This is a genomic window from Neobacillus fumarioli NBRC 102428 (genome assembly GCF_001591485.1).
Lineage (GTDB): Bacteria > Bacillota > Bacilli > Bacillales > Cytobacillaceae > Neobacillus > Neobacillus fumarioli.
In genome coordinates, this window is the sequence record NZ_BCUZ01000022.1 from 22505 (window position 1) to 33822 (window position 11318).

14 protein-coding genes are annotated in these 11318 nt (G+C 39.3%); 3 read left to right on the forward strand and 11 right to left on the reverse strand.

Annotated features, from left to right (window positions below):
• Positions 1 to 32 precede the first annotated feature (32 nt).
• Complete coding sequence (gpr, locus tag BFU02S_RS05975) at positions 33 to 1148, reverse strand: GPR endopeptidase (RefSeq protein ID WP_066367907.1); 1116 nt, start codon at positions 1146 to 1148, stop codon at positions 33 to 35.
• 212 nt (positions 1149 to 1360) lie between these two features.
• On the opposite strand from gpr, the gene rpsT reads away from it, so the two are divergent.
• The gene (rpsT, locus tag BFU02S_RS05980) at positions 1361 to 1621 is read left to right on the forward strand and encodes a 30S ribosomal protein S20 (RefSeq protein WP_066367911.1); all 261 of its coding nucleotides are present in this window, start codon (positions 1361 to 1363) and stop codon (positions 1619 to 1621) included.
• A 196-nt stretch (positions 1622 to 1817) separates the two neighbouring features.
• Here rpsT and holA read toward each other — a convergent pair whose 3' ends face one another.
• Positions 1818 to 2834, reverse strand: a complete 1017-nt coding sequence (holA, locus tag BFU02S_RS05985) for a DNA polymerase III subunit delta (RefSeq protein ID WP_066367914.1) — start codon at positions 2832 to 2834, stop codon at positions 1818 to 1820.
• A gap of 311 nt (positions 2835 to 3145) precedes the next feature.
• On the opposite strand from holA, the gene BFU02S_RS16300 reads away from it, so the two are divergent.
• Entirely contained in the window at positions 3146 to 3280 is a 135-nt protein-coding gene (locus tag BFU02S_RS16300; protein WP_084361005.1) for a YqzM family protein, read from the forward strand.
• A gap of 64 nt (positions 3281 to 3344) precedes the next feature.
• On the opposite strand, the gene BFU02S_RS05990 is transcribed toward BFU02S_RS16300, so the two are convergent.
• From BFU02S_RS05990 to BFU02S_RS06000, 3 genes are all read right to left on the reverse strand, one after another.
• A complete protein-coding gene (locus tag BFU02S_RS05990) occupies positions 3345 to 5669 on the reverse strand; it encodes a DNA internalization-related competence protein ComEC/Rec2 (protein WP_066367917.1) in 2325 nt (774 codons plus the stop codon).
• 88 nt (positions 5670 to 5757) lie between these two features.
• Positions 5758 to 6219 carry a ComE operon protein 2 gene (locus BFU02S_RS05995; protein ID WP_066367924.1) on the reverse strand — a complete coding sequence of 154 codons (462 nt, stop codon included), beginning with the start codon at positions 6217 to 6219 and terminating at the stop codon, positions 5758 to 5760.
• Between the two features lie 72 nt (positions 6220 to 6291).
• Positions 6292 to 6951 (reverse strand): helix-hairpin-helix domain-containing protein, encoded by a 660-nt coding sequence (locus BFU02S_RS06000; protein ID WP_066367929.1) that lies wholly within the window; start codon positions 6949 to 6951, stop codon positions 6292 to 6294.
• An 85-nt stretch (positions 6952 to 7036) separates the two neighbouring features.
• Here BFU02S_RS06000 and comER point away from each other — a divergent pair, with 85 nt between their 5' ends.
• On the forward strand, positions 7037 to 7861 hold the full coding sequence (comER, locus tag BFU02S_RS06005) for a late competence protein ComER (protein ID WP_066367932.1): 825 nt from the start codon (positions 7037 to 7039) through the stop codon (positions 7859 to 7861).
• A 67-nt stretch (positions 7862 to 7928) separates the two neighbouring features.
• Here the strand turns inward: comER and BFU02S_RS06010 are convergent, their stop codons facing one another.
• The 6 genes from BFU02S_RS06010 to aroE all read right to left on the reverse strand — a co-directional run.
• Positions 7929 to 8678, reverse strand: a complete 750-nt coding sequence (locus tag BFU02S_RS06010) for a class I SAM-dependent DNA methyltransferase (RefSeq protein ID WP_066367934.1) — start codon at positions 8676 to 8678, stop codon at positions 7929 to 7931.
• Positions 8675 to 9031 (reverse strand): ribosome silencing factor, encoded by a 357-nt coding sequence (gene rsfS / locus BFU02S_RS06015; protein ID WP_066367937.1) that lies wholly within the window; start codon positions 9029 to 9031, stop codon positions 8675 to 8677. Before rsfS ends, BFU02S_RS06010 begins: the two co-directional genes overlap by 4 nt.
• Entirely contained in the window at positions 9031 to 9600 is a 570-nt protein-coding gene (gene yqeK / locus BFU02S_RS06020; protein WP_066367939.1) for a bis(5'-nucleosyl)-tetraphosphatase (symmetrical) YqeK, read from the reverse strand. The genes rsfS and yqeK overlap by 1 nt, the downstream gene beginning before the upstream one ends.
• Complete coding sequence (locus BFU02S_RS06025; RefSeq protein WP_066367941.1) at positions 9590 to 10159, reverse strand: nicotinate-nucleotide adenylyltransferase; 570 nt, start codon at positions 10157 to 10159, stop codon at positions 9590 to 9592. Before BFU02S_RS06025 ends, yqeK begins: the two co-directional genes overlap by 11 nt.
• A gap of 12 nt (positions 10160 to 10171) precedes the next feature.
• Positions 10172 to 10462, reverse strand: coding sequence for a ribosome assembly RNA-binding protein YhbY (yhbY, locus tag BFU02S_RS06030; protein WP_066367943.1), 291 nt, complete (start codon positions 10460 to 10462; stop codon positions 10172 to 10174).
• Positions 10449 to 11318: shikimate dehydrogenase (gene aroE, locus BFU02S_RS06035; RefSeq protein WP_369690647.1), on the reverse strand; the 870-nt coding region annotated here is incomplete at its 5' end. The genes yhbY and aroE, both read right to left, overlap by 14 nt.

Here is an 11318-nt window from a genome sequence, read left to right on the forward strand (position 1 = left end):
ATTACTAGAGATGATAGAACTAATTTTGGCAGTTATCTCGTATAGTAACCAGCATTTTCTTGGTCCACGTTGCTGTGGAGAGAGGAATTCAGTCCATTGGCAATTAAATTGGCCATATCTTCAATAAACACATCTACTTCCTTTGGTGTTACCATTAAGTTATGGCCTAACGGCGACAATACTTCATAGATTAACTTTCGCTTCTCATCCTCCGGCAATGTACCAATGATGCCAAGGAATGTTTTTCGATGCTGTTCATCCGGCAAATCCTGTTCTGTCAGCTTTCGGCCTTCGCCAAAACTCATTCCGGCTGGTGCCAGCGCCCTTGATGGCCTGTTTCCTTCCCGCATTTCTTTGCCAAAATGTTTCAAGATATAGTCAATGGTATCACTAGTAATGGATACAGCATCAACCACTGTCGGAACACCTATAGCAAAAACCGGAATCCCTAACGTTTCTTTACTTAATTCTTTCCGTTTATTACCTACCCCCGAACCGGGATGAATGCCTGTATCAGATATTTGAATTGTCGAATTCACGCGGTCGATAGAGCGGGATGCTAAAGCATCAATCGCAATAACGAAATCAGGCTTCGTTTTTTCCACTACCCCAAAAATAATATCGCTTGTCTCGATTCCGGTCAGCCCCATAACGCCAGGTGAAAGGGCACTGACAGAACGAAACCCTTTTTCCACATGTTCCGGTTGAAGTTGAAATAAATGCCTAGTGATCAACAAGTTTTCGCAAACCATCGGTCCGAGGGCGTCCGGGGTAACATTCCAATTCCCCAAACCGACAATTAGGCAGGAATCCGTTTTTTTAATGCCGCTCGATTCCAAAAAGCGGGAAAACTCCGCAGCAAAAACGGCTTCCACCTTTTGCTGCAAGTCCGTGTCTTGTTCACGGATTCCTTGAACTTCAAGTGTCAAGTATCTTCCTGCTTTCTTGCCAAGCTGTTTTTCTCCTTGTTCTGTTACTTCTACTAAAGAGATTTTTATATCATCGACATCTTTTTCCTTAATAATCACGCCTTCAACCTGGGAAAGATTTTCCCCCTGTTCAACTGATTGCGCGAGCAGCATTTCTCTTGCTTCAATTGCCAAATCGGTTCGAACCGAATATTTGCTTAAATCAATCGCTTCCTTCATGGATCCAACCTCCTATAAAGACTGCCTGCAGAAACTACTTCCTATTTTTCCCCTTAAGAAATAAAACATGCAAGGAAAAATACTTAACGCAGGTGAAATTTCCGTATTGCAATATAGGTTTTCGTTTGTTAAAATATCTCTTGTTGCAAATATTTATTTATGAATGCTAGTCGAGTTCATATAGTCTCGATTCTTTGTAGGAGGTGAATGGAATGCCTAATATTAAATCTGCAATTAAACGCGTAAAAACAAGCGAAGCTCGTAATGCAAAAAATACAATGGAAAAATCCGCAATGCGTACGGCTATTAAAAAAGTAGAAGCTGCTGTTACTCTTAAAGATGCAGCTGCTGCAAAAGAAGCTTTAGTAGTTGCATCAAGCAAACTGGACAAAGCTGCAAGAAAAGGACTTATCCACAAAAACGCGGCTGCCCGCAAAAAATCTCGTTTAGTGAAAAAAGTAAACGGCCTTTAATAAAAAACGATTCCTTTTTTAAGGAATCGTTTTTTATTAAAAGTAAAGAAAGTATAAATTTTAACTTCGAAAATTGTCCAGCGCAAGCGTCCAAGCCCCTCGGGACAAAAACCAGATGCCCTAAAAGTCCAAAAAACAGACTTTTAGGGCTGAAGAACATTTGCCTGTCGGGGCTAACCAAGCGCTTGCGCTTTTCTTATTTATTCAATTGAAATAACAGCATTTCCATCACCAGCGATTTATTCATGCCGCCAGTTTTCACTTTGTAATCGGCGTCAGCAAGCAGATCAATTAACTGCACAAGTTCTTCGTCCTTAAACCGGGAAGCTTGTCCAAGGGCTAGCTTTACCCGAAATGGATGGGTCTTAAGAAATCCGGCAATTTGCTGCTGACCATACCCTCTCCTGGAAAGCTCTTTCGTCTGATAGATCAACCTAAATTGAGCGGAAATTAGCGCTAATATTTTGATCGGTTCTTCATTTTGCTTTAAAAGATCATAATAAATCCTGAGCGCCTCATCAGGCTTCTTCTGCACCACTTTATCAATCAATGTAAAAATATTTTGCTCAAGCGTCCTTGCCGCTAGTTTTTCGACTATTGCTGTATTTATCTGTTTTTTATTAGCTGCATATAAAGAAAGCTTTTCAATTTCACTTGAGAGCATAAACATATTTGTTCCGACAAGCATCAGCAAAAGTTCAATTGCCTCTGGCTCAATTTCAACGCTAAATTGCTTCGCCCTTTGTTTGATCCAATTCTTTAACTCCTGTTCGTTTAACTTTTTCGCTTCTACTATTTCCGCGTTTCTTTTAAGCTCTTTCGTGATTTTTTTCCGTTCATCCAGCTTTTCATATGGAGCCATGATCACCAAAACGGTATATGGGGCGGGTTCTTTTAAATAGGCCTCCAGCCTTTCCACATTATGAGCAGCCTTTTCTTTTGACTTCTCCGCCGTTAAGAAAACAGGATTATGAAGCAAAACCACTTTCCGTTCACCAAAAAAAGGAAATGTTTCGGCATCTTCTAACGCAAGTTCAACTGGCGTTTCTTCTAAATCATAGACAGAATAGTTTAAGTCCATTTCTTCTTCAGTTAAGGCCGATTTCAGCAATAAATCCTTCGTTTCATTGATTAAAAACGCTTCTGTTCCATATACTAAATAAATAGGAGCAAATTCCCTTTGTTTCATTTTACGCCAAATATCGAATACCATGTTCAAGCTCCCCTTCAATTCACTCTATACTATCGTAATGAAGCGGAGATTGTTTGACAAGTATAAGCTTAAAATGATAAAGGGAACTGGCATGCGCTAAGAAATGCCAATTCCCGATCTATATTGAACGCCAGTATAACAGCCCTAGGATCTATTATGATCTGGCGGAGTACCATATTGTAATCATTATTTTGACCTTTTGAGGGTATAACTATTTTGACAACTCTTGTAAGTATAGGAAAGCAATTCGAGGATACTGGATTTTTTTTCAAAAATCACTTATACTATGTTTAAAATAGGAGGGGTTGCGCGTGAACGAATTTGAAAAAAATGTGCAAAGTAAACGAAACGATGCAATTGATTCAGGGGTAGGTTTTGGCGTTTCTTTTGTTTTTTTTGCTATTATATTCATCATCGCAACAGTTGTTAAGCAAATTGGTTCATAAAATAATTCATCATTCTAAGAGGCTGTAAGTTTGGACAGCCTCTTTATTCAATTGATAGTATATTCTATTGTAAGAAGGGGAAAAAGGTTCCTTTTCTACAGAAAAAGCGATAAGTGATGGCTCCCTGTAAATCCGTTCGGTAAATGCTGACATTTTCTTGTTTCAGCAGCTGCAAAACTTCTTGATGAGGATGGCCAAACCGGTTCTTTTCACCTGCAGAAATAAGCGCCACCCGGGGTTTTGCTTGCTTGATAAACAACGGGCTGCTCGAAGTCCTGCTGCCATGGTGTCCTGCTTTTAACACATCAACGTGTAAGTTTGGAAAATTCTTAATAACTCTCTCCTCTCCCGCTTGGTCAAGATCACCGCCAAAAAACCAACTGAAACCATCAATTTGTGCCAGAATAGTTAATGATCCGCTGTTCCGCCCCCCACTAAAATTCCGTTCTGGTGAAAGGATCGTAAATGTATTCTCTCCGCTCTCCCATTGCATTCCTTTTGATCCCTTAATGACCGGAATTCCTTTTAACTTTGCTGCATTTATGATTCTCTTCTCGGTTTCTGATTCCTCTGCCACATCCGGCAGAACAATTTGTTTGACCTTGAGCTCGTTCATAATGGATAAACTGCCGCCTATATGATCCAGATCCCCATGCGTAAGGATCAGCTTATCAAGTTTAGTAATTCCCTTTGATTTTAAAAAAGGGACAACTATATCTCTTCCAACTTCAAACGACTTTTCACGCTGTTTCCATTTTTCTTCAGAAAATTGCAATGTTCCCCCGGTATCAATCAAATAATTTCCCTTTCCAAATGGCAGATGAATCAAAATACTATCTCCCTGGCCTACATCAATCATGGTCACTTCACCGAACGGATTAAGCCAATTCCATATGGGTTGCAGTGTAAACAGTAAAATACTGCAAAAAAACAAATTCCTTTTCCATTTAACGTGAAATTTTGACTCCCATATATAAAAAATCAGTGAAATCAGAAAACCATAAATTAGTAAAAACAAGAAATTCGGCCGGCCGGGAACAAACTGTCCCAAAGGGACATGACTAAAAATCCCGATCAGCTGATTAGAAAAATGAATCACTTTTTCAAAAAGAGTGATCAAAAGCTGAGGAGTTTTTCCAAACAGAAGTTGAATGAAAAACAGTATGTACAAACCAGGCATATAAATAAATGAAAAAAGTGGAATGTAAAGCAGATTGGCTAAGAGGCTGGTAATTGGCATTTGAAAGTAATGGTATAGTAAAAATGGCATAGCTGCTAATTGGGCTGTAATAGAGGTGGCCAGCATTTGGGAGACATTACTTTGCTCATTAATTAAGATTCGCTGTACTGACAATATGATCGCCAAACTAACGGTAAAAGAAAGCTGAAAGCCAATATCGAAAATAATAAAGGGGTCGTAAAACAAATAGAGAATAAAAGCCAAACTGATGGCATCAATAGAAATCAGCTTTAACCTGTGTTTCCACTTTGACGCGATTAACACAAGAAAAATCATCAAGCAGGAACGATTGACAGATGGCGAGGCTCCGGTAAGGAGAGCATAAATAGGTAAGATCGCGAGCAGAAAACTTTCCATAAACTGTCTTGTAAATCCGATTCGAATTCCTAAATAAAAGACCATTCCGATTAATAATGACACATGAAGTCCAGATATCGCAAGCAAGTGGACAATCCCGGTTTTTTGGTAATCATTAAGTAATTCGGGATCCAACATACTTCGATCTCCAAATATTAACGCCGCTGACAACGAAGCAATTTCTGACGGAAAATGTGTTTCAAGATAATGGATGCCAAAAAAACGAAGCTGTTTCACAAAAACAATTGGAGAAGATTTCTGAGCTGAACAATTTTGCAGCGGATTATTTCCAGAATTGACAATCCAGTAAATCTGATTCATTGCCAAATACTCCCGGTAATTAAACCCATTTGGGTTTTTGGCTATTTTGGGTTTCGCCAAGGTACCTGACACTAAACAAAAGCTATTATAAAAGGAAATATTTTCTAAAACATGTTTCTCTTCCTCCGATTTGATGGTATAGCGGATTAACAGCTTTTCATTATACTGTGCGTCTTTAGCCGTTATTTGCAGTAAGTCACCGTCAATTTTCGGGTCGTCGATGTATTGAAGATGAAATGAAGTTTTTGTTTCAGGGATGTTGGAATGATTGGTTCGAATGGCCTTATAACTGACAAGCAGAAATATCACGATAATAACCATGATAGCGATGAACTGCCGTTTCGTAAAACGTTTATATTGATATAAAAAGTAAAAATAAATCAATGTGAGGATAAAAAAAGAAGGATGCACTAACAAGCTGAGAACGGTTAGTAAGGCGGCAATAGCATAAAATAGACTTTTTCCATTCATACAAATCTTCTCCATTAGCGGGATTTGCTTTTTAGCTTTAAGGAACGTTGATCGCCGGCTTGGAAAATGCCGGCGAATTGATGAGGATTTAATGATGAATTGTTCGGAAATCAATGACTTCTTCGGTTAACTCAACCTTTTCTACCTTTACACCTGCCTGTTCAAACAGTTCAAGTGCATATGGATGATTTTTATAATCTTTGGCATAATAAACCGTTTTGATTCCTGCTTGAATAATAGCTTTGCAGCACTGCAGACATGGAAAATGTGTCACATATATTTCTGCTCCATCTGTCGGCACGCCAAACTTGGCACATTGCAAGAGGGCGTTCATTTCCGCGTGAATTGTTCGTACGCAATGATTATCAATTACATAACAGCCTTTATCGATACAGTGATCTCCTCCTGCAATCGAGCCGTTATATCCACCGGCAATAATCCGCTTATCCCTGACAATCGTAGCTCCTACAGTCAGGCGTGTGCATGTGCTTCTTAATGCAAGCAAATGACTCTGTGCCATAAAATATTGATCCCACGAAATCCGGTTCACATTCTCCACTCCCTTAAGACATTTCACCTTTAGTGTAACGGCGTTTGGACAAATCGGTCAAATCCAAAATGATTAAACTTCAATTAAATCTTTTAACTTTTCAAACGTTTTATCACCAATTCCACTAATATTCTTTAAGTCATCAATCTTCTTAAACGGGCCGCTTTTTTCTCGGTAATCAATAATCGCTTTTGCCTTTGCCGCACCTACTCCCGGTAAAGTTTGCAGCTGGGTCTCGTCTGCTTTATTTAAATTGACTTTCGTTTGATTTTTAGTGGGATTCCCCGGTGAAGCAGCGGTTTTTCCATTATTGGCTGTATTGCCGTTGCTCGGAAGTGCTTGGGGCACCTCATCCTTTGCCGGTATATAAATCACCATTTCATCCTTTATATGTTCAGCAAAATTGACTTGACTTTGATCTGCCTTATCTGTCAACCCTCCGGCCCGGTTAATCACATCATTTACCCGCTCCCCTTGATTCGCCTGATAAACCCCCGGCAGTTTTACCTGCCCCTTTACATCGACCATCACTTGGTCAGACTGTTTGTCTTTCGCTGTTTGTTTTGTATTGTCTGTTTTCTTTTTCTGGATTTGCGGCTTCGTCTCAAAGCCCTGCATTTGATTCGCTGCTGGTACTTGGGCATCATGTCCGAAAAAATAATATAAACCAAATGCTGCAATTACAATGACTAGCAATCCATACATTTTATGTTCCATCAGCCATTCTTTCAATTGAACCATCCTTTCTAAAGGTATATTTCCCTAATGCTATTCATAATGTTATAAAAGAAACCTGCATGCGAAGGAGGGTCGGACTATGAATCTAGGTTTTATTGGTACCGGTAATATGGGAACAATTCTGGTGGAGGCTTTAGTTGAGGGAAAAGCCATTTCCCCTTCTTCAATAACGATTACAAACCGAACAAAAGCAAAAGCAATGGTGCTTAAAGATAAATATAGTGGTCTAAAGGTCGCAGGCGATGCAAAAGAGGTGGCAGCCAAGTCTGATTTAGTATTTATTTGTGTAAAACCACTGGACGTTACGACAGTGCTTGATGACATTCATCCATACATGACAAAGGAAAAATGCCTAATTTCTATTACAAGTCCTATCAATACATGTCAAATTGAGAGTAAGATCGCCTGCTCCGTGGCCCGGGTCATCCCCAGCATTACGAATCGGGCATTATCAGGAGTATCATTAATTTCGTATGGGGAAAATTGCCGGAAGGAGTGGCGAGATAGAATTGACCTGATAATGGAGAAAATCTCAAAGCCAGTTCATATTGATGAAAAAATTACGAGGGTTGCTTCAGACATCGTCAGCTGCGGACCTGCCTTCTTCTGTTATCTGCTTCAGGCATTTATTCTCGCCGCCGTGAAAGTGACGGAAATCGATGAAAAAACAGCCACCATTCTAGCAAGTGAAATGATTGTTGGACTTGGCGAATTGATTAAACAAGGAGTTTATACATTACCATCTCTTCAAGAAAAGGTAATTGTCAAGGGTGGGATTACCGGTGAAGGGATCAAAATAATGGAAAAGGAACTTGGCAGTCTTTTTGAACACTTATATAAAGCAACACATAACAAGTTTAAAGAAGAATTAGAAAAGGTAGAGCTGCAGTTCTCTTCTCACTAATTCGCTTTTTTCTTCTAAATTCCTGCAATTTTTTTTAAAATAGCCATCTTTTTGTGATAAAAGATGGCTATTTTGCCGCAACAAAAAAAATTCTTTCTGACTGTTCTTCCGGTGTACCTGATCCGAAATCAGCACTGATTTCCAAAATGGTAAATCCTGCTTCTGTTAGCCACTGTGAATATTGGTCAATCGAAAATGTCCGCTGAAAGTGAAGCTCATCAAAGCGGTCATATTTCTGAGATTGTTCATCGAAGACAAAAAAACTTAACTCATGTTCTACACTGTTTGGATATTCTCCAGGGAAACTATTCCAAATATAAGCAATTTCTTCATCATTTTGAGCAAAGGTTTGCCCTGAGAAAATATTGGTTATCTTATAAAGGGAATGAACATCAAATAGAAAAAGACCGTCTGGTTTTAATGACTGAAATACGTGAACGAAAGTCGCCACTACCTCTTTTTCAGATTCTAAATAATTTAAAGAATCACAGAAAATGCCGATGACATCAAAGTGCTCAAGCCCCTCTAATTCGGCCATATTTTGCTGATAAAATGGAATTTGGACACCTTTCTCCGCCGCTTTTGCCTGTGCGACCGCAAGCATGTCTTCAGATAAATCGACACCGGTCACATCAAATCCAGCTTCTGCAAAACGGATAGAAAGTTCCCCTGTCCCGCAGGCCAAATCAAGGAAACGCAAGCGTTCATGGTGATTATAATATTTTGCCGCCATATCCTTTACAAATCGAACCCACTCGTCATACGGGGCATCCTTCATCAACTCATCATAAAGGTAGGCAAATTGTTTGTAACTCATGAATTTAACACACTCAATATATCTACTTTTGGCGCATCGCCCCAAAGCCGTTCTAAATTATAATAGCTTCTTTCATCGCGATGAAACACATGAGCAACAACATCGCCTAAATCAACTAAGACCCACCTGGCCTCCTCAAAGCCTTCCATTCGTTTCACAGAAAAGCCATTTTCCTCTGCTTTTTCCTTTATTTCTCCGGCAATGGCCTGTACTTGTTTATCAGAATTCCCATGACAAATAACGAAATAATCAGCGATTAATGAAATCCCCTTCATATCGAGCGCTAGAATATCCTCCGCCCTTTTATCATCAGCCGCTTTAACGGCAATTTTAAGCAATTCTTGATTGTCCATCAATCAATCCTCCTATTTTTAAGTAAATCATTATACGTATAAAATGTGTCAGGATACACGGTTTGATTTTTTTTCAATAAGAATATTATCGTATTTTGAATGGATTTTATTAAAGCTAGATCCAAGTTCTTGCGAGCCAATTCCCTAACCTCATCCACTCCGGGGAAATGACGTCCCGGCTCGATATAATCGGCCAAATAGATGATCTTTTCCAATAATGTCATTCCGGGTCTGCCGGAGGTATGAAAGCGGATTGCAGCTAAAATTTCGGGGTCTGTCACTCCAGCCTCTTTTTCAACCAAATAGGAGCCCACTGGTGCATGCCATAACTCAGCATTATAGTCAAGCAAATCCCTGGGAAATCCTTGTGACAGTATGATTTCTTTCATTTCTTCCTTTGGCCGGAATTTGGCATAGTCGTGGAATATCGCGGCAAGTTCAGCCTTTTTTTCATCAGCATCGTACAATTTTGCCAAAGAAATAGCTGTTTCCATTACTCCAAGCGTATGTTGATAGCGATGGTCTGTCAATTGCTTCTTTACAAGTTCTAATGCTTTTTCACTTTCCATATAAATGCCTCTCTTTAATAAACTCTATTACAGCATCCGGCATTAAATATTTTACTGATTTGCCGTCTTTTAATCTTTCTCTGATCATGCTGGACGACACTTCAAATGCGGGAACATCCACATAAAGAATCGGATATTCTGTTAGACAACTGTATGACGGTCTTTTGACACCGACAAATTGGACAAGAGCGATTAATTCATCGATTTGTTTCCATTTTGGCAAATATTCAATCATGTCCGCACCGATAATGAAATAAAACTGATGATCTTTGTATTGTTCCCGAATCATTCTTATCGTATCAATCGTATAAGACGGACCTGTTCTTTCCAATTCAATAGTTTGTATATCAAACACCGGATTTCCGTTTAACGCCCTTTTAAGCATTTCCATACGATCTTCATTTGTTATCGAACATGATTTCTTCTTATGTGGAGGGTCTTGATTTGGTATAAACCAAATTTTATCCAACTTCAGGGCAGAAAGAACCTCATTGGCGATCAATAAATGTCCATTATGAGGCGGATCAAATGTTCCGCCTAAAATGCCGATTTTATTCATCCTAAAGTCTCCTTATGGAAGCGTAATTTGTTTATGTTCCACTGATTCTTTATATAAAACAATTGTATTTCCGATTAATTGAACCAGTTCCGCTCCTGTTCCGGCAGTAAGTTCCTCTGCAACAACGGTTTTATCATCCTCGCAATTTTGCAGTACACTCACTTTTAACAACTCTCTTGCTTCAAGTGCGTCCGCAATTTGTTTTATCATATTTTCATTAACGCCGCCCTTTCCCACTTGAAAAATCGGATCCAAGTGATGGGCCTTTGATCGTAAAAATCGTTTTTGTTTACCTGTTAACATGTTGCCCTCCTAGTTGAGTAAAAATAGTTTCCCTCATTCTTTCAACATCAGGGAATATTCCAGTCCATTTTTCAAAAGCAAGTGCCCCCTGAAACACAAACATTTCGATTCCATTTTGGGTTTTTCCCCCATTTTGCCTTGCTTTTTGTAAAAACTGTGTTTCCAGCGGATTGTAAATAATATCACAAACAATTGTCCCCGGCTTCATCCCATTTAAGGTAAGCGGCTGTTCAAAAGCTTTTGGTGACATGCCAATCAATGTTGTTTGAATGATTACATCATATAGAGCCAGGTTTTTCTCGGCCGCATCTAATGAATATGCGTTAGAAGAAATGGGATAAGGACACGCTTCAATCAGGCTCTCTGCTTTTGTAATTGTCCGGTTCGTAATATCAATTACCTGCGGATTTTCTTTTGCCAGTGTAAAATAAATCGCCCGGGCTGCCCCGCCTGCCCCAATGATTAAAACGTTTTTCCCTTTTAATGAAGACATTAATACATTTAATCCCCTTAAAAAACCAACCCCGTCTGTATTATAGCCGATTAGTTTTCCGCCATCGTTCACGACTGTATTAACAGCTCCAATACTGGCTGCCAGCTCATCTACCTCATCAAGAAAGGGAATAATCTTGCTTTTATAAGGTACTGTTAGATTAAATCCTCCGACACCGAGTGCCTTTAACCCTTTTACAGCTGTTTGTAAATCATCTTCCTGTACTTGGAAAGGAAGATAAGAGGCATCAATATGATACAAGGAAAATAAATCATTATGCATCACCGGGGACATGGAATGGCCGATCGGATTTCCTATTACAGCGTATAATGTTTTCATATGTTTCTCCTCGTCCAATTTATC

Coding starts and splice junctions, on each gene's coding strand:
- gpr (WP_066367907.1), bottom strand. CDS start 1,148: ATGAAGGAAGCGATTGATTTAAGCAAATATTCGGTTCGAACCGATTTG.
- comER (WP_066367932.1), top strand. CDS start 7,037: ATGAATCTAGGTTTTATTGGTACCGGTAATATGGGAACAATTCTGGTG.
- holA (WP_066367914.1), bottom strand. CDS start 2,834: ATGGTATTCGATATTTGGCGTAAAATGAAACAAAGGGAATTTGCTCCT.
- yqeK (WP_066367939.1), bottom strand. CDS start 9,600: ATGGAAAGTGAAAAAGCATTAGAACTTGTAAAGAAGCAATTGACAGAC.
- BFU02S_RS06025 (WP_066367941.1), bottom strand. CDS start 10,159: ATGAATAAAATCGGCATTTTAGGCGGAACATTTGATCCGCCTCATAAT.
- BFU02S_RS06010 (WP_066367934.1), bottom strand. CDS start 8,678: ATGAGTTACAAACAATTTGCCTACCTTTATGATGAGTTGATGAAGGAT.
- yhbY (WP_066367943.1), bottom strand. CDS start 10,462: ATGTTAACAGGTAAACAAAAACGATTTTTACGATCAAAGGCCCATCAC.
- BFU02S_RS05990 (WP_066367917.1), bottom strand. CDS start 5,669: ATGAATGGAAAAAGTCTATTTTATGCTATTGCCGCCTTACTAACCGTT.
- rpsT (WP_066367911.1), top strand. CDS start 1,361: ATGCCTAATATTAAATCTGCAATTAAACGCGTAAAAACAAGCGAAGCT.
- rsfS (WP_066367937.1), bottom strand. CDS start 9,031: ATGGACAATCAAGAATTGCTTAAAATTGCCGTTAAAGCGGCTGATGAT.